Annotated in this window: 22 protein-coding genes; 21 read left to right on the top strand and 1 reads right to left on the bottom strand. The window is 71.5% G+C overall.

What is annotated here, in order from left to right; genetic code table 11:
- The first annotated feature begins 16 nt into the window (after nucleotides 1-16).
- The 4 genes from AB0P03_RS13480 to AB0P03_RS13465 all read left to right on the top strand — a co-directional run bounded on the left by AB0P03_RS13480 (nucleotide 17) and on the right by AB0P03_RS13465 (nucleotide 2,425).
- Nucleotides 17-625, top strand: coding sequence for a hypothetical protein (locus AB0P03_RS13480; protein ID WP_363628860.1), 609 nt, complete (start codon nucleotides 17-19; stop codon nucleotides 623-625).
- Entirely contained in the window at nucleotides 622-1,305 is a 684-nt protein-coding gene (locus AB0P03_RS13475) for a hypothetical protein (protein ID WP_363628859.1), read from the top strand. The genes AB0P03_RS13480 and AB0P03_RS13475 overlap by 4 nt, the downstream gene beginning before the upstream one ends.
- A gap of 224 nt (nucleotides 1,306-1,529) precedes the next feature.
- On the top strand, nucleotides 1,530-1,742 hold the full coding sequence (locus tag AB0P03_RS13470; protein WP_363628857.1) for an antitoxin VbhA family protein: 213 nt from the start codon (nucleotides 1,530-1,532) through the stop codon (nucleotides 1,740-1,742).
- 2 nt (nucleotides 1,743-1,744) lie between these two features.
- Nucleotides 1,745-2,425 carry a Fic family protein gene (locus tag AB0P03_RS13465; protein WP_363628856.1) on the top strand — a complete coding sequence of 227 codons (681 nt, stop codon included), beginning with the start codon at nucleotides 1,745-1,747 and terminating at the stop codon, nucleotides 2,423-2,425.
- A gap of 137 nt (nucleotides 2,426-2,562) precedes the next feature.
- On the opposite strand, the gene AB0P03_RS13460 is transcribed toward AB0P03_RS13465, so the two are convergent.
- Nucleotides 2,563-2,838, bottom strand: a complete 276-nt coding sequence (locus AB0P03_RS13460; RefSeq protein WP_363628855.1) for a hypothetical protein — start codon at nucleotides 2,836-2,838, stop codon at nucleotides 2,563-2,565.
- A gap of 546 nt (nucleotides 2,839-3,384) precedes the next feature.
- Between AB0P03_RS13460 and AB0P03_RS13455 the strand changes: the two genes are divergently transcribed.
- From AB0P03_RS13455 to AB0P03_RS13375, 17 genes are all read left to right on the top strand, one after another.
- Complete coding sequence (locus AB0P03_RS13455) at nucleotides 3,385-3,666, top strand: hypothetical protein (RefSeq protein ID WP_363628853.1); 282 nt, start codon at nucleotides 3,385-3,387, stop codon at nucleotides 3,664-3,666.
- Nucleotides 3,667-3,680: 14 nt separating this feature from the next.
- Nucleotides 3,681-4,187, top strand: a complete 507-nt coding sequence (ssb, locus tag AB0P03_RS13450; RefSeq protein WP_363628852.1) for a single-stranded DNA-binding protein — start codon at nucleotides 3,681-3,683, stop codon at nucleotides 4,185-4,187.
- A gap of 60 nt (nucleotides 4,188-4,247) precedes the next feature.
- The gene (locus AB0P03_RS13445; RefSeq protein ID WP_363628850.1) at nucleotides 4,248-4,907 is read left to right on the top strand and encodes a hypothetical protein; all 660 of its coding nucleotides are present in this window, start codon (nucleotides 4,248-4,250) and stop codon (nucleotides 4,905-4,907) included.
- A 79-nt stretch (nucleotides 4,908-4,986) separates the two neighbouring features.
- Nucleotides 4,987-5,259 (top strand): hypothetical protein, encoded by a 273-nt coding sequence (locus AB0P03_RS13440; protein WP_363628848.1) that lies wholly within the window; start codon nucleotides 4,987-4,989, stop codon nucleotides 5,257-5,259.
- A 55-nt stretch (nucleotides 5,260-5,314) separates the two neighbouring features.
- Complete coding sequence (locus tag AB0P03_RS13435; protein WP_363628847.1) at nucleotides 5,315-6,226, top strand: hypothetical protein; 912 nt, start codon at nucleotides 5,315-5,317, stop codon at nucleotides 6,224-6,226.
- 489 nt (nucleotides 6,227-6,715) lie between these two features.
- Complete coding sequence (locus tag AB0P03_RS13430; RefSeq protein WP_363628846.1) at nucleotides 6,716-7,138, top strand: hypothetical protein; 423 nt, start codon at nucleotides 6,716-6,718, stop codon at nucleotides 7,136-7,138.
- Nucleotides 7,139-7,186: 48 nt separating this feature from the next.
- Entirely contained in the window at nucleotides 7,187-7,459 is a 273-nt protein-coding gene (locus AB0P03_RS13425; protein WP_363628844.1) for a hypothetical protein, read from the top strand.
- A 490-nt stretch (nucleotides 7,460-7,949) separates the two neighbouring features.
- Nucleotides 7,950-8,399, top strand: coding sequence for a hypothetical protein (locus tag AB0P03_RS13420; protein WP_363628842.1), 450 nt, complete (start codon nucleotides 7,950-7,952; stop codon nucleotides 8,397-8,399).
- 62 nt (nucleotides 8,400-8,461) lie between these two features.
- The gene (locus AB0P03_RS13415; RefSeq protein WP_363628840.1) at nucleotides 8,462-8,986 is read left to right on the top strand and encodes a hypothetical protein; all 525 of its coding nucleotides are present in this window, start codon (nucleotides 8,462-8,464) and stop codon (nucleotides 8,984-8,986) included.
- 118 nt (nucleotides 8,987-9,104) lie between these two features.
- A complete protein-coding gene (locus tag AB0P03_RS13410; protein ID WP_363628838.1) occupies nucleotides 9,105-10,253 on the top strand; it encodes a DUF932 domain-containing protein in 1,149 nt (382 codons plus the stop codon).
- On the top strand, nucleotides 10,250-10,609 hold the full coding sequence (locus AB0P03_RS13405; protein WP_363628837.1) for a hypothetical protein: 360 nt from the start codon (nucleotides 10,250-10,252) through the stop codon (nucleotides 10,607-10,609). The genes AB0P03_RS13410 and AB0P03_RS13405 overlap by 4 nt, the downstream gene beginning before the upstream one ends.
- A 273-nt stretch (nucleotides 10,610-10,882) precedes the next feature.
- Nucleotides 10,883-11,398: a hypothetical protein gene (locus AB0P03_RS13400; RefSeq protein ID WP_363628835.1), complete on the top strand. Its 516-nt coding sequence runs from the start codon at nucleotides 10,883-10,885 to the stop codon at nucleotides 11,396-11,398.
- 34 nt (nucleotides 11,399-11,432) lie between these two features.
- Nucleotides 11,433-11,924: a hypothetical protein gene (locus tag AB0P03_RS13395; protein ID WP_363628833.1), complete on the top strand. Its 492-nt coding sequence runs from the start codon at nucleotides 11,433-11,435 to the stop codon at nucleotides 11,922-11,924.
- 92 nt (nucleotides 11,925-12,016) lie between these two features.
- Nucleotides 12,017-12,496: a hypothetical protein gene (locus tag AB0P03_RS13390; protein ID WP_363628831.1), complete on the top strand. Its 480-nt coding sequence runs from the start codon at nucleotides 12,017-12,019 to the stop codon at nucleotides 12,494-12,496.
- Nucleotides 12,497-12,583: 87 nt separating this feature from the next.
- Nucleotides 12,584-13,501, top strand: coding sequence for a DUF2637 domain-containing protein (locus AB0P03_RS13385; RefSeq protein ID WP_363628830.1), 918 nt, complete (start codon nucleotides 12,584-12,586; stop codon nucleotides 13,499-13,501).
- Nucleotides 13,464-14,312, top strand: a complete 849-nt coding sequence (locus AB0P03_RS13380) for a phosphoadenosine phosphosulfate reductase family protein (protein ID WP_363628828.1) — start codon at nucleotides 13,464-13,466, stop codon at nucleotides 14,310-14,312. Before AB0P03_RS13385 ends, AB0P03_RS13380 begins: the two co-directional genes overlap by 38 nt.
- A complete protein-coding gene (locus AB0P03_RS13375) occupies nucleotides 14,309-15,505 on the top strand; it encodes a hypothetical protein (RefSeq protein ID WP_363628827.1) in 1,197 nt (398 codons plus the stop codon). Before AB0P03_RS13380 ends, AB0P03_RS13375 begins: the two co-directional genes overlap by 4 nt.
- Nucleotides 15,506-15,556 lie beyond the last annotated feature (51 nt).

Here is a 15,556-nt window from a genome sequence, read left to right as displayed (position 1 = left end):
CCGCCGGGGGTGCCCGATGGCACCGGACACCCCCGGCTCTGCCGACCACACCACCACCCAGCCGGAGGCCCTCATGCGTTTGCACCTCGCCACCATCGACCACCGACCGCCCACCGTCCGGACCGATCTCGCCGTCCACCTCGCAGGTCACCACGAAGCCCACGCGGTGCTGATTGCCCGCACCATCCTGCTGACCATGCCGTCCGTCCGTGTTCGCCTGGCCCACCCGCAGCCCGCCTATGAGGCATACAAGGGGTGGACCAGCGCCGCCGACCGGGCCGCCCGGCTGTTCGCTGGAACGGAGTCCGGTACCGTCCCTGAGTCCGACGGACAGCTCTCCGGGCACCTCCGGCTGGACCGCCCCGTACCCCAAGCAGTCGTGGAAGCTCTGCCCGCGCAGCTCAGCCCGACCCGTCCCCCGCAGCTACGGGTCAGCGTCGCCGGTCTACTGACGGTGGTCACCGACGAGGCAGCGTTCACCAGCCAGCTCAACCTCTGGACCACCGCCTACCGGCACGCGGCGCGCCAATGGGCCAACCTCCCCACCGTCGAGGAGCTGGCGGCCGGGGCGCTGCCCCGCTTCGAGGACACCGTGACCCCGGCGCTCATCCCGGTGGCAGCATGAACACCATCCGGCCGACGGGCCCGCAGTACGTCACCGTCGTCACCGAAAGCGGCGGCTACCGGATGCACGCGACGATCACCTTGGACTGGGAGATCGGTGCCGCCCTCTACCGCATCGCGGAGCTGGGCGGCACCATCACCGTGGGGTGGGAGTCCGGCCACTACTACACGCGCTGCTGCGACGCGAACGCCATCCAGATCACCTACGGCAAGCCCGACCGGAGCCCGTTCACCCAGCACTACCAGGACGCCCCGACCGTCTACGGCGTCCAGCTCGCCGACCAGGCAGTTTTCCACCCCGAGTCGATGAGCCCCACCAAGCACCGGTGGTTGGTGGTGCGACGCGAGAACGGGGGGCACTACAGCCCCAGCGCGCCCGAGGGCACCCAGCGCAGGACCGCCGCCATCGTCCACGCCCTCACCCGGCACATGCTGTCCCGCCCGTGGGCAGCCGAGCTGCGCCGCGCGCACGACGAGCAGCACGCCCCCGCCCGGCACCGCCACCACCAGCGGGCCATCAGCAAACTGGAGGAGGAGGCGGCCAAGCTCCAGGAGAGGATTACGGCGGAGAAGACCCGGGCGGCCGTCCAGGCAGCCGTGATCGAGGAAGCGGCCAGCAGGGCGGGCAGCACCCCGCCGCTGGCCGAGTGGCTGGCACAACACCAGCAGCTCGCCGCCTGAAACCGGCCGCCCGACCCGGTGACACGGGCCGGGTGGCCGGGCGGCCGGCACCGCGGGGGAGGGGGCATCGAGCCCCCTCCCCCGCGCCCGCTCTCGCCGCCCGGAGCCGACCGCCTGCCGCGACCGTCCCGCCGCCCGACCCGAGCACCACAGCCCCACCACCGCAGGCCACGTACGCTGATGAGAGAACCCGCGCCCACCGGCGTGACCACGAGGAGCAACCGATGCACCACCCCGTCACCACCCCGGAGGAACGCCGCCGCGCGGTCTCCTCCGCCACGGGCTCCGTCCGCGCCGAGGGCCTCACCCCCGGCGCGGACTACCTCACCGACGCCGAGAAGTACGCGGCCGGTGAGATCACCGCCGACGAACTGGTACAGCGCGCCGAAGCCCGCCACCGCACGCCGGGGTCGGCCACCGAGCAGCCTGCCCCCTGACGATGGCCGACCCCTACGCCGACCCGGCCAGTGGCGTCCTCCGCAACCGGCTCGGCATCACCGACCCCCAAGCCCTCGCCGCCGCAGAGGCCGACATCACCGCCGCCCGCCTCACCCGGATCGCCGAGAAGCCCATCCCCGGCCGCTACGACCTGGCCCACCTCCAGAGCTTCCACCGCGAGACCTTCGGCAGCATCTACCCGTGGGCGGGGGAGGTCCGCTCCATCGAGATCGCCAAGGGCAACACCCAGTTCTGCCTTGTCCGGATGATCCCGGACTTCGCGGCCGACACCTTCGGGCGTCTCGCCCGCCGCCAGAACCACCTCCGCGGACTCGACCGGGACCAATTCCTCACCGGCCTGGCCGACCTCTACGGCGACGTCAACGCCATCCACCCGTTCCGCGAGGGCAACGGCCGGGCGCAGCGGGCTTTCCTCGGCCAGCTTGCCGTCGACGCCGGGCATCCGATCGACTGGACCCGCCTCGACCCCGACCGCAACACCCTCGCCAGCATCGCCAGCTTCAACGGCAACGCGGGCCCGCTCCGTGCGATGCTCGCCGACCTCACCGTCGACCAGCCGGCCACCAGGGCCGCGCCGACCACCACCAGGGCTGTGCATCCGGTGCAGCTGATCCAGCCTCCGCCGGCTCCGGCGCCCAACCCGCCTACCATCCGCCCCTGACCGCAGACAAGCGGAAGGCCGGTGGACACACCCGCGAGCGGGTACCCCGAAAGGCGTTGGCACGCATCCACCGGCCAGAGACCACAGCACCCCGCGAACGGAGGGCAGCGGACCTCCAGGGTAGAGGACCCGCAGCATCACGGGGTACCACCGCCGCTTCCCCTGAAGGAGTCGCGGAGCTTCCGGAGCGCTTCAACAAGCTCAGGAAGTTGCTTGACCAACACGATCAATTGCGTGATGGCCAGGCTGAGGATGCCGAAGGCGGCCAGCAGAAACAGGGTTGCGGCGTTCCAGTCCACGTCGTTCGACGGCCTTTCCGGCGATCGAACCGGGCGGCAAGCAGCCTCAGCCCGACCGCCAATGAAGTGGTCTAACCGAAGACCGCCATTGCCGACGAGTCCCAGCAGATCCAAGACGGATTCCGCCTCTTGGATCTGCTGGGGCTCGTTGGCAATGTGCGCCCAACTGTGCAGGCTACAGGGAGGCCGGGGCAGGGGTGGTCCTCACCGGGGGTTGGTGGGGGAGTGGTCGCGCCTTTGGCGCGGCGGTGTCGTCGGGCGGGTTCCCCGCCGGCCGCCTTCGGCGGCGGGTTCGGTCGCGCCTTCGGCGCGGCGCCTTTTCTGGTCCGGGCGCCCCGCTGCGCGGTTCCCCCGGCCCCCCTTCGCGGCCCAGTATCCGGAGCCGGCCGCCCGCCTCAAGGGCGCTTCGCGCGGCTGCGCCGCCGGCCTGCGGCCGGCCCTTGACCCGGACGGCCTCTTTGCCCCGGACCCCAGGCAGCTGTCGGGGGGACGGGGGAGGTGCGCCCGTTGATCTGACGGTCTGTCAGTCGTCTGGCCCGTGCGCGCATCCACGCCCTATGACTTGACTGAAAACCCCTAGTGAGGTAATATTGTTCTTGTTGGGAGGGGATGGCACCCCCGGCCAACAGGCAGAGACCACGGCACAGTCGGAGGGCCGACATGAACCCGCGCTACATCGCGTACTTCACCGACCCGCTCTCCGGCGGCGGAAAGCCCGAACCCGTCACGTCGGTTCGCCAGGCGGCGGACCGGCTGCGGACCAAGGCCCGCGACCCCTACAGCGGCTGCACCGCGCAGTCGTACGCCGACCTCTACGTGATCACCGACGAGCACATGCTCGCGGACGCGGAGGAGATGGCTGGTGTGGGAGTGCCGTTCGGTAACGGTCCGGACCTCCGGATCACCCTGGGCCCGCGCGGCGGCGCCCGGATCGAACGCTAAGAGGAGCAGGCACCATGGCAGGCGAAACCAAGATCACCCTCGTCGGGAACCTCGCGGACACCCCGACGCTCAAGTACAGCGACAGCGGGGCAGCGCGCGTCGTCTTCACCGTCATCGCCAACGAGAGGGTATGGGACAGCTCCACCCGCACCTACCGGGACGGCGACTCGATCTCGATGCCGTGCGTCGCCTGGCGGCAGTACGCCGAGCACATCGCGGCGTCCCTGACCAAGGGTGCGCGCGTCGTCGTCACCGGCGTCCTCAAGCAGCGCACCCACCAGCCGGCCGACGGACCCCGCCAGGTCTACACCGAACTCCAGATTGACGAGGTCGGCGCATCCATGCGCTTCGCCACCGTCGAGGTCACCAAGGCCGGAAGCCGCCCCGTCCAGCAGAGTGCGCCCCCCGCCCAGGCCGCGCCGGGCGCGTTCGACGCGACGTGGCCGCCCCTCCAGGCCCCGCCCACCCCGACCACCCCGCCCGCCGTCGGCTCCTGGCCGACCCCGGCCATGGCCAGCTGATCACCCCGGGCGGGCGGACACCGCCCGCCCGGCCCCCAACCCCGTCGACGAAAGGACTGCGTGAGCACCACCTGGCCCGCACCCGTCAGTACTCCGGACCCTGCCCGACCGACCCCCACCAAGACGCCCGCCAACGTTGCCAACGTCGTTGGCTACGCCCGCCAGCACGGCTGGACCGCCGAGGCGACATGGTCCCCGGCAGACGAGACCAACACCGGCGACGGATGGGTGGTGAAGCTGTCCGCCGACGCGGCGCGCGGTCGCGGAGAGTTCCGGCTGGTCTGGCGCTACCGGGGCAAGGGCCTGAGGTACGAACGCTACTTCTCCGAAGGGCGCGCCCCCGGTGAGTTCTGCTACGCCCCCAAGCTGCCGTTCGTGCGCTGGGCCGTGCGCAACAACCCGATTCCCTCGGCGGCGGCGGGCGCCGCTCCGCCGGTCTGGCGGTGGCGCGACCCCGACGCGCTCCCGCCCACGGCCGATGATCTCACCGAGGCCATGCTGGCCCCCGTCCGGCGCGTCGCCGACCGGTCGTGGCTCCCGCAGACCGTCTACGCATCACGGTGGGTCGGGCGGGAGTTCATGGGTGTGGACTGTCTGCTCACCAGCGCGGCCATGCCGCGCGACGACGACTGGCCCGAGGACGCCCACCCCGCCAGCCCCAAGCCCCTGCTGACCCTTCTGCCGTCCTTCTACTACGGCCACGTACCCGTGGGAGGGTGAGCCCCGAGCCCGCCGCACGGGCCCCAGCCCGGCGGCCCCGAACTGCCAACCGACCACCAGCGACGAGAGAGGCCCGACCATGCCGACCACCCCGCCCACGGGCGAGCTGACCCACACCATCAACATCATCCAACGCGGCATGTTCGCCGCCGTCCTGGCCATCATCGCCGCCGCCGTCGTCTGCACCCTCCGGGACCAACTCCTCATCACCTACCCGCTGCTCGCCGCCATCGTCGGCCTGCTGTGGCTCCAATCCGTCGTGGTGCTCCGTTTGCCCAAGGCCATCAACCAGGCCGCCGAACAGCACGGCATCCCGCCCATCCTGCCCAGGCCCACCACCCCCCGAAGCTGATGCCAACCCGGGCCGGCCGGGCCGCCATGGCCCGGCCGCCCACCCCGGAGAACTCTTGATCACCACCTACACCGCCACCCGTCTGCTGCTGCGCTACGAGGTCGAACACGCAGAGACCGGCCTCACCTACTACACCGTTCGCGCACCTCACGTCACCGGCACCATCACCCTGTACCCCGAGGCCGCCGCCGGGGAGGGCGACGACCCCGACGCCTACACCCGACTGCGTTTCGTCTCCGGTCGCTACGACCCGCACGAGAGCCCCAGCGGGTACACCGACCGACTCGCCGGCTACAACTCGTGGATCTACGAGGGCATCAGCCTTCCCCCGATCGGTGCTCCCGCCGACCGAGACCCTTGGGAGCGACTCCACCGGAGCACCTACGAGTTGGCTATCGAGCGAGCCCGCGCCCGCACCAAGGAAGTCGGAGAGAAGATCGTCAACGAGTACCGGCTGGATCGCCACCGGCACGCTCAGCAGGCCCGCTACCTCCGTTCGGCCGCCGACCATCAGTTGGCCCGAGCCACCCGGGAGGCCGGGGGCCTGCGCCCGGCCGTCGACCGCCTTGCCGTGCTCGAAACGCGGATCAACCGCTGGACCCGGCTCTGCGCCCCTGGAGCGAGCGTGACCGCCACCGTCGAGGTCGGAGGCTACCTGGCCGACTGGATCGACGCCCGCCTCTCCGGCCGCCAGCCGCTCACCCCGGCTGAGCACGAGGTCTACGGCGCATGGACCGCCGGACTCCGACTCGGCGACCGGGCGGCAGTCTTCCAGCCCCGCCGAATCATCCTGCCCAGCCACGCCGCGCTCGCCAGCTTCGCCCGCTACCTCACCGAGGCCAGTCTGGAGTCACGGAGCCCCGCCGCCCGCGCCGACGCCCGGAGCCGTCTCCGGCGCATCGCGGCCGTCCACCCGTTGCTCGCCCCGGCCGTCACCGACCAGGAGCGAGAGAAAGCCCCCTTCTGATTTCGACCGCCACCTCCGGCCGCGCTGGCTGCCGGGGGTTGGTGGGGGAGTGGTCGCGCCTTCGGCGCGGCGGTGTTGTCGGGCGGGTTCCCCGCCAGCCGCCTTCGGCGGCGGGTTCGGTCGCGCCTTCGGCGCGGCGTTCTTCTGGTCCGGGCGCCCCGCTGCGCGGTTCCCCCGGCCCCCCTTCGCGGCCCAGTATCCGGAGCCGGCCGCCCGCTTCAAGGGCGCTCCCTTCGGTCGCGTGGCACGCCACCGGCCTGCGGCCGGCCCTTGACCCGGACGGCCTCTTTGCCCCGGACCCCAGGCAGCTGTCGGGGGGACGGGGGAGGTGCGCCTGTTGATCTGACGGCCTGTCAGTTGTCTGGCCCGGGCGCGCATTCGGGCCTCATGACTTGACCATAAACCCCTATTGAGGTAAGCTGATGTCATCAGGTCGACGGGAGGGCAACCCGAAGACCGGCCCGCGAAGCGCCTAACGAGAGGCCGAACATGACCGAGCTGCACAGTACGAACGTCGAACCCGCGAGCTGGTCGTGGGGAGCGATGCCCGAGCAGAATCGGCACGCCCGAGGGCACGAGTTCTACCCGCCGTTCGCCGACCTCGCGACTATTCCCGAGCTGTACGCCACCGATGGGCAGGCCGTAGAGGAGAAGACCCTCCACATCCACTACTTCACCGGAAACTCGGACTGGTACATCGCCGAGGTGGACCAGTCCACCGGCTTGGCCTTCGGATGGGCCAGGGTCAACTACCCCGACGGCGAGTGGGGGTACATCCACCTGGTGGAGCTTGAGGAGCTCTACCTCAAGCCCGCCGCGCAACCGGGATTCCTGGCCCTCCCGATCATGGTCGAACGGGACATCCACTTCACCCCGACCCGCGCGGCCGACATCCCGGCCATCGCCTCCTAGTCCGGCATCCCCTCACTCGCCCACGCCGCCTGGCAGCAAGGAGTCCATGTGCCCATCCTCACCCCCGAACGCCCCGCCGTCGACGCCGCCGACGCCGCGCTGGTCGCCGTCCGCGCCTTCGTCTCCACCGACCCCGCCTCCTATCGGGGAGAGCCCGCCGATGCCGAAGGCGTCGCCGTGATCATCCGCGACCTGATCACCTCCCTGCTCCACCTGGCCGACGCCACCGGCGTTGGGGGCGACCGGGAAGAACTCGCCCTCTGGGCCTACCGCCGATACCGCGAAGAAGCCGCGTGCGAGCGGTTCCCCGACTCCTTCTGATTTCGACCGCCACCTCCGGCCGCGCTGGCTGCCGGGGGTTGGTGGGGGAGTGGTCGCGCCTTCGGCGCGGCGGTGTTGTCGGGCGGGTTCCCCGCCAGCCGCCTTCGGCGGCGGGTTCGGTCGCGCCTTCGGCGCGGCGTTCTTCTGGTCCGGGCGCCCCGCTGCGCGGTTCCCCCGGCCCCCCTTCGCGGCCCAGTATCCGGAGCCGGCCGCCCGCTTCAAGGGCGCTCCCTTCGGTCGCGTGGCACGCCACCGGCCTGCGGCCGGCCCTTGACCCGGACGGCCTCTTTGCCCCGGACCCCAGGCAGCTGTCGGGGGGACGGGGGAGGTGCGCCTGTTGATCTGACGGCCTGTCAGTCGTCTGGCCCGTGAGCGCATCCACATCCTAAGACTTGACCAGAAACCCTCAGTGCGGTAATATTGTTCTTGTTGGGAGGGGAGGGCAACCCCGACCGATACCCACGACCCATCGAACGAAAGGCGTCATCGCATGACGACCACTCTCGACCGCGCCCGGCTCCAGGAGATCAATGCGGCGAATCGGGCCGAGTGCGGCCACAGTGGCGGGTCGGGCTGCGCCTGGTGCTGGCTCACGGCCGACGCCATCGCCGAACTCCCCTACGCCGAGCGTCTCGCCGCCGCCGTGGACCTTGACCACCGGCTCACCGAACTGGGCATCCCCCGCGCGCCCCGGACGGTCGTGATCGTCCGCGAGGCTCGCACCTACGCCGTCCAGGTCATGTGCGAGGAGCTCGGCACGTGGGAGCTGCGCATCCCTGCCCCGGGCGAGGAGTACGCCCTGTTCCGTGGCCAGATGTGGGCGGACCCCGACGCGCAGGTCCGCAATGATCGGGCGCCGACATGGACCCGGGGCCGGGATGACCTCTCTGCCGTCGCCCGTGGCTTCGCGGGCCTGCTTTGGGCGGCCGGCCTGCGCTGAGCCTGCCGCCTGGCCCGGCGGTCCGCCGGGCCCCGTCCCAGCCCTCCAGGGAGACCTCACCTTTGAAGATCATCGACGTTCAGCACGATGCCGACGTGGCACGCCCGGCCCGCTCGCGGGAAGTGCTCTCGGTCCTCTCCGTCATCGGCGAGCGGTTCGACGCTGCCGCCGCAGTGGTCCGGGAGGTCGCCCCCGCCGAGTTGGCGGAGCTGCCACCCACCCCCGTGCTCGCTGTCCCCGACTGGGGGCAGGCATGCCGCGCGCTTGTCGACCTCGACCTCTTCCTGGTCGCCGCCAACTCCCGAGTGGCCTCCGCTCCCTTCGGGGGTGGATGCACCCCGCACCGGCAACTGTGCTGGTCGTTCGTACTGGCACTCCATACCATCGGTGATGCGTGGCGTGACGCCTACCTGCCCGGCGCGCACTACGTCATCAGCCCCGATCTGCCGGTCCGGCCCGGCCTGCCCGCCGCAGCCGCATGGAGGGCATCCGCCGGGGCCGCCTCCGCACGTGCCCGACGCTGGGCCGCTGCCGTCACGGCGTCCCACTTCCGCGCGATGTCGGACGAAGTGAACGCCGCAACCTGACGACCATGCTCATAGGGTTGACGAAAAACCCTTAATGAGGTAATATTGTTCTTGTTGGGTGGGGAGGGCAACCCCGGCCGACGCCCACGACAGACGAACCCGCGCGAAGGACTCACACATGACCATCACCCTGGCCAGGACCTCCACCCGCAACGCGACCCTCCACGAGATCGTGGGCATTCTCAAGGACGAACACCCCCGCAAGACCGACGTCGTCGCCCCGGTGCAGAACATCCACGCCCAGGGCGGCCGGCTGATCGTCGCCGGGGCGGACCACGACATCACCCCGGACGGAGTCACCCGCAAGGCAGGGGAGTTCCGGCTCACCGACGTGGCCGAATCCGGCGTGGCCGAAAAGCTCGGCATCCCCGTCGGCTACCTGCGCAAGGTCCGGATCGAGGCCCCTGACCTGTGGGACGCCAACGTGAACGGGTGGCTCTCCCATGAGAGCCGGGCCGACAAGTCGTTCATGGTCCGCACGCTGACGCCGGCCCAGGGCGAGGACACCGGCACCGCCCGTGCCTTCCTCAGCCCCAGCTACCGGATCATCGACAATCTGGACATCCTGACCGCCGCGCTCCAGGGTGTGCGAGACGCTGGTGTCGAGGTCCGGCTGGACAAGTGTGACCTCACCGACCGGAAGATGTACGTCAAGATCACCGCCCCGCAGGTCAGTGCCTACGCCCCCGAGCTGCTGCGCCACTACCGGAGCCCGTTCAGCGGCGCACGCGGCGCGGACAACCCGACTGTGTTCGCCGGGTTCGAGATCTCCAACTCCGAAACCGGGTGCGGGGCGTTCACCATCGTGCCTCGGCTGGTCGTCCAGGTCTGCGACAACGGGATGGTGATCACCAAGGACGTCATGCGGTCCGTGCACATCGGCGGCAAGCAGCAGGACGGGGTGATCCGGTGGAGCAACACCACCCAGTCCCGCACGCTCGATCTGGTCACCTCCCAGACCACCGACGCCGTCAGCACCTTCCTTGATCACGACTACGTCGTCCGACAGCTGCGGTCCATCCAGGAGACCGCCGCGACCCGGGTCAAGAACCCGGAAGCCACCATCACCACCGTCGCCCAGCGGCTCAAGTTCACCGAGGAGCGCCGGGCCGACATCTTCGCCCACTTCATCCAGGGCGGAGACCTGTCCGCCGGTGGCGTGATGCACGCCGTCACCTCCGTCGCCCAGACCCTCCCCGACGCCGACGACGCCCACGAGGTCGAAGCGCTCGGCATCCGCGCCATGGAGCTGGCCGCCTCCCTGTGACCGACCCGCCGCCCGGCCCACCGTGGCCGGGCGGCCCGGCACAGGCCGCTACCACCAGCCCACCGCGAGAACCGGGACGCCCCCTGAACACCGTCGTTGAACGCCTTCGCAACCTCGTTGCCGAGGTCACCACCTTCGAAGAGGAGTGGGAGGACAAGTTCCGCAAGGATCTGCCGTCCTACGACCCCAACCGCGAGGACTTCCCCGTCGACCCCGCCGACGAAGAGAGCTACTACACGCTCTGCGCCGACCGCGAGGCCCAGGCCCGCGACCAGCTCCACCGGGTGACCATCAGCATCGAAGCCGTCGTCCGCGAGCTGACGGACACGGTCACCGAGGCGGACCAGCCCGGCTGACCGAACCACCAGCCGCCCAGCGCGAAGCTGGGCGGCCCCGGCCGGGAGCGCCGTGCTGCGGGGATCGACCCCGCACCACGGCCCAACCCCTCCCGCAGCTCACCCGCCGCAGCACCGCCCCGCCACCCGCCCGCCGGCCCCTGCCGCCCGCAGACCGGGCGGCCCCCGGCCGGGAGCGCCGAGCTGCGGGGATCGACCCCGCACCACGGCCCAACCCCGCGCGGCGCCCCTCGCTGCCCACCTTCACCCCTCAACCACCACCAGGAGAAGCGCGTGCCCACCCTGCCCCACACCGGGCTCCAGACCCCCGACCAGCCCACTTACGAGATCACCAGCTGCCACGAGCTGGCGCTGCTCCGGGCGACCCCGTTCTTGGCCATCCTCAGCCACGCAGGCCGCAAGATCGGCACCGCCCAGAACTACGGCGACGGAGACGCCACGGAGTTCGTGCCCCACGGCGACTTCGAGGTGGCCGACTTCGCCCGCTTCGCCGACGCCTGCCGACTGGATGGCCAGCCGATCTGCCTCTCCCTGCTGCTGGACCTTCTGATCGAAGAGTTCAACGTCGCCCGCTCCCTGCGTGCGCAGGCGATCCAGGGCCGCACCCTGCTCCGCGAGGTCGCTCCGGACCGCACCGTCACCATCAGCGGCACCATCCCGCTGCCCGCCACCGCGGACGACCGCCGCCGCGCGCGTGAAGCCCTCGGCCTGCCGCTCACCCCGGGAGCCGCGACCCAGTTCTGGACCGGCACCCACTGGGAGCACCTGGCCGGCACCCCCGCAGCCTGACCTCCCACCACCCAGCCAGCCCCAGGAACCTCCAGTGCACATCCCCGACACCCTCACCACCACGCTCCGCCTGCCCGGCGAGGAGTACCCCGTCACCGTCTGCACCCCGCTCCAGGCTGGGGCGCAGACCAAGCACACCAAGGTCGTGCAGTTCGCCTTGGGCAGGTCCCGGGCCACCGGCCCCGGCCGGACAGTGACCATCGGGCCTGACTCCCACCGCGTCCCGACACCCAGCAAGATCCGGTGCCGAGGCAAGGGCTGGCAGCGCTGGACCGAGCAGGACGGCCGCGTCCGCTACGGCATCGCCAGCGAGGCCCCGCCCTCGGAGACCGGAGCCGGGTGGAGCGCGCACGGAGCCCGAGTGGTCGTCCCCGCCGACGGCGGAGACCTGTTCGTCATCCACCGCACCGGTTCCGGCAACAGCTCCGACTGGGCCCGCGAAGGCGACGACGTGAAGATGCTCCCCGCTCGCCTCACGGACCACCGGCCCGGTCCGCTCAGCCACCGCACCGCCCTGGTGGCCTGACCGGCCCCGGTGCGGCCCGGAGCCCATCCGGACCGCGCCGAGGCCCGGCCAGACCGCAGGGCCCCGCCCCGAGCACCGCAGGAGTCAGCAACATGCCCCAGTACATCGTCCCGATCGACGTCATCACCGTGCACGTGGTCCCCGTCCTCGCACCCACCGCCGACGCGGCCAAGGCCGTGGCCGAACGCATCGTCGCGGGCGACCGGAAGACCTGGTACGACCACACCGAGCCGCTGTGCGTCGGCGACGCCCACACCGCGGCCGAGTGGGACGCCCACCAGGAGAGCCTCGCCCGCACCAGCAACACCGCCTGCCCGGCGCTGCCCCGGGCCCGCCAACCGCAGGACCCCACCCCCGCGCGGTTCCGCGCGCCCCGCACCGACCACCACGCCGACGGCACCGTGTGCCCTCCCGAGCACCGGCACACCACCAGCGGCCGGCCCCTCGTTGAGGGTTGCCCCGGCCGCGCGTACTCCAAGGCCGTGTGCACCTGCGGCGAGTGGTCGACCCAAGCGCCCGGCAAGGGCTACGTGGACGGCGAACGCCTTCGGCACCTGAGCACCGCGCACTGACACCACGCTCCACACCGACCGACGAACGGGTGCGGCCCGGAGGGCAACCGGACCGCACCCGCCCACGAAACCCGAGAGAACAAGATCGTGACCCCGACCCGTCCCGACACGGACGCGCTCACTGCGGACATCACCGTCGGCATCCTCGGCGTCTGCGCGTTCGCCGTCAGCTTCACCCACGTCGTCCAGACCGCCACCGAAGCCGGCCAGACCGGATGGGTGGCCTACGCCATCGCCGTCAGCGTCGAGCTGATGGCCCTCGGCTCCGTCTCCGAGATCCGCCGACGCAAACGGCACGGACAACCCGCCCGCTGGCCCCGCGGCGTCCTGGTCCTCGGCGTCGCGATGAGCCTGGCCGCGAACCTGGCCGTCGCCCAACCCACCACGTGGGGATACGTGATGGCCGCCTGGCCGAGCCTGGCATTCCTCGCTGCCGCCGGAATCATCGAGTCCCGCCCCTCCGGCCGCTCTGCCGATCCCGCACCGCCACGGCCCGCCGAGCCAGAAACCCACGAGCACCAGGACGTCGCGGCCGACCCTCCACCACCCGACCCGATCCCAGCTCAGCTGGACGACCAGGACCAGGCCGAAGACCCAGTCGATCCGGCCGACGACGCCGAAGCCGACGAGCCCGACGAGCAGCCGGCCACCGAGCCGCCGACGGAGCGGCCGAGCAGCCTACGCGTCATCACCGAGCTGCTCGCCGCGATGCGGGCCGACCCCGACTGGCGCCCCGACTACGCCGCGCTGACCGCCGGCACCGGCTACAGCCGGAGTTGGTGCGAGAAGCGCGTGGCCGACGCCCGCACGCTCCTCCGCCGTACGGAACCCGGCCACACCCAGGAGCCCCCCGACCACACGGTCGGCCCGCAGCCCCCCAGCCCGATCCGCACGCCCCGGGACGCCGACGAACGTCCCCTCCCGCCCACCTCCCGACCCGCACCGAACCCGTACGAGGAACCCGCACATGAGCACCACCCTCCACATACCGCCGCAGCTGCGTGACGCGGACGCCTACGTGATCAACAACAGCGCGGGCAAGGACTCCGCCGCGATGCTCCACCGGTGGGCCACCACCGCGACCCCCGAGATGCTGGAACGCACCGTCGTCCTCCACCTGGACCTTGGCGACGCCGAGTGGGACGGAGTCCCCGCCCTCGCGGCACAGCAGGCAGCCGCGTACGGACTGCACTTCGAAGTGCGCCGCCGCGAGCGCGGCGGCCTGCTCGACCTGGTCCGCGCCCGGGGCCGCTGGCCCGGCCCCGGCACCCCCTTCTGCCGCAGTTACCTGAAACGGGACGTTGCCCGGAAGTACTACACCGAGCTGACCACCCGCCTCGGCATCAGCGGCCGACCCGCGCACATCGTCACCGCGCTCGGGCTGCGCGCTGCCGAGAGCACGGTTCGTGCCCGCCGCCCCGTGGTCGCCCCGGATCGAGCGGCGAGCTCCGGCCGGCGCCAGATCACCACCTGGCTGCCCGTACACGACCTCAGCACCGACGACGTGTGGAAGACCGTACGGGCCAGCGGAATACCGCCCCACCCCGTCTACCAACACCTCGACCGCCTGAGCTGCCGCCTGTGCCCGTTCGCCGGACGCCGCGCCCTCATCACCGCCGCACGGATGGCACCGGACACCGCACTCGACTACGCCCTGGTCGAAGAAGAGATCGGCCAGCCGTTCCGCCGTGACCTGTCGATGGCCCGGATCATCGAAGCCGCCGAGCGTGAGGACACCGGTTCCGTACGGCCCCTGCACCCGTACGGGGCCGCCCCCCGTACGCTTCCGAGCCGTACGGGGGTGTGCGCCGCATGATCCGTACCAACCCCGCACCGACCCACACCGACCTGCCAGTGGTGTTCAGCTTCGGCATGGGCGTGGACAGTGCCGCCATCGCCGCCCGCTGGCTGACCGAGCCGACCAGTCGAAGATTTCCGCTCGACCGGCTGACGGTGCTGACCGCGATGACGGGCGATGAGCCGGACATCACCCGGCGTCTGGTCGAACAGCACCTGCTGCCGCTGCTGCGCGACACCGGCACGAGGTTCGTCCAGATCAGCCGGACCAACCAGCGCGGCGGCCACACCGTGCTGGACGACTCCCGCTCCCCGCGCCGACTGATCACACGGGGACCGTGGCGACTGTCCGACGAACTCCGGGCCAGCGGCACCGTCCCGCAGATCGCGGCCAAGCGCCGGCTATGCAGCCAGCACGCGAAGGGCGAAGTGCTCGACGGGTGGCTGGGCGACGAATTCGACGGGCCCTTCCGGCACGTCCTCGGCTTCGCCAGCGAGGAACTCCGCCGGGCGGAGCGGGACGAGAGCTACACCGCCCTCGGCCGCATCCCCGAGTACCCGCTGATCGACGACTGGGGATGGGACCGCCAGCAGTGCGAGCAGTACCTGCTCGACCTCTTCGGCGAGCCGTGGTCCAGGTCCGCGTGCGGCTACTGCCCCTTCTCGGCAGGACAGCGCGGGCGCGCCGAGCTGATCGAGCGCTGGCGTGCGGAGCCGGCGGTCGGCGCCCAGGCGCTCGCCCTGGAGTACACCGCGATGGCCCTCAACCCGCGCTCCAAGCTGTACGGCACCATCGCCGCCCAGGACCTCGCCCGCACCCATGGGCTGGCCGACGCCCTCGGCGCGTTCGAGGAACACCTCCGGCACCAGCGCTGGAGCGTCTACGAGGTCCGGCGGATCATCCACCCACGCCGCGACGACCCCACGGCGAAGGGCGCCGCCTGGCGCAGCGTACGGAGCAGGTTCACCGGCAGCCGGGCCGACGCCGCCGCCATGTTGACAGCCATCGCCGACGGCCGAGCCCGCACCGACCAGTACGGGATCACCCGGGCCGAGATCATCCCCCGAACCAGCGGATACCCCGCGATCGAGATGACGCTCGCCCTCGCACCGGCCGGGGTCATCGACAAGGAGAGACCGGCGTTCGGGGCATGGTGGGAACGTCTGCACCACCAGAGCGAACTCGCGCTCCCGGTCACGCTCACCGCGTGAGCGGAGCCGAAAACGGGGGCCAGCAGCACGGCCGAAGCCGTGCCGACCTCA

The organism is Kitasatospora sp. NPDC088779 (assembly GCF_040685395.1).
Classification (GTDB): Bacteria; Actinomycetota; Actinomycetes; order Streptomycetales; family Streptomycetaceae; genus Kitasatospora.
The sequence above is the reverse complement of the archived record's forward strand: the minus strand, read 5'-3'. Positions and strand labels throughout refer to the sequence as shown.

Excerpts from the sequence above, each read along its gene's own strand:
- AB0P03_RS13480 (WP_363628860.1), top strand. The coding sequence starts at position 17 with ATGGCACCGGACACCCCCGGCTCTGCCGACCACACCACCACCCAGCCG.
- AB0P03_RS13475 (WP_363628859.1), top strand. The coding sequence starts at position 622 with ATGAACACCATCCGGCCGACGGGCCCGCAGTACGTCACCGTCGTCACC.
- AB0P03_RS13470 (WP_363628857.1), top strand. The coding sequence starts at position 1,530 with ATGCACCACCCCGTCACCACCCCGGAGGAACGCCGCCGCGCGGTCTCC.
- AB0P03_RS13465 (WP_363628856.1), top strand. The coding sequence starts at position 1,745 with ATGGCCGACCCCTACGCCGACCCGGCCAGTGGCGTCCTCCGCAACCGG.
- AB0P03_RS13455 (WP_363628853.1), top strand. The coding sequence starts at position 3,385 with ATGAACCCGCGCTACATCGCGTACTTCACCGACCCGCTCTCCGGCGGC.
- ssb (WP_363628852.1), top strand. The coding sequence starts at position 3,681 with ATGGCAGGCGAAACCAAGATCACCCTCGTCGGGAACCTCGCGGACACC.
- AB0P03_RS13440 (WP_363628848.1), top strand. The coding sequence starts at position 4,987 with ATGCCGACCACCCCGCCCACGGGCGAGCTGACCCACACCATCAACATC.
- AB0P03_RS13430 (WP_363628846.1), top strand. The coding sequence starts at position 6,716 with ATGACCGAGCTGCACAGTACGAACGTCGAACCCGCGAGCTGGTCGTGG.
- AB0P03_RS13420 (WP_363628842.1), top strand. The coding sequence starts at position 7,950 with ATGACGACCACTCTCGACCGCGCCCGGCTCCAGGAGATCAATGCGGCG.
- AB0P03_RS13410 (WP_363628838.1), top strand. The coding sequence starts at position 9,105 with ATGACCATCACCCTGGCCAGGACCTCCACCCGCAACGCGACCCTCCAC.
- AB0P03_RS13390 (WP_363628831.1), top strand. The coding sequence starts at position 12,017 with ATGCCCCAGTACATCGTCCCGATCGACGTCATCACCGTGCACGTGGTC.
- AB0P03_RS13380 (WP_363628828.1), top strand. The coding sequence starts at position 13,464 with ATGAGCACCACCCTCCACATACCGCCGCAGCTGCGTGACGCGGACGCC.
- AB0P03_RS13375 (WP_363628827.1), top strand. The coding sequence starts at position 14,309 with ATGATCCGTACCAACCCCGCACCGACCCACACCGACCTGCCAGTGGTG.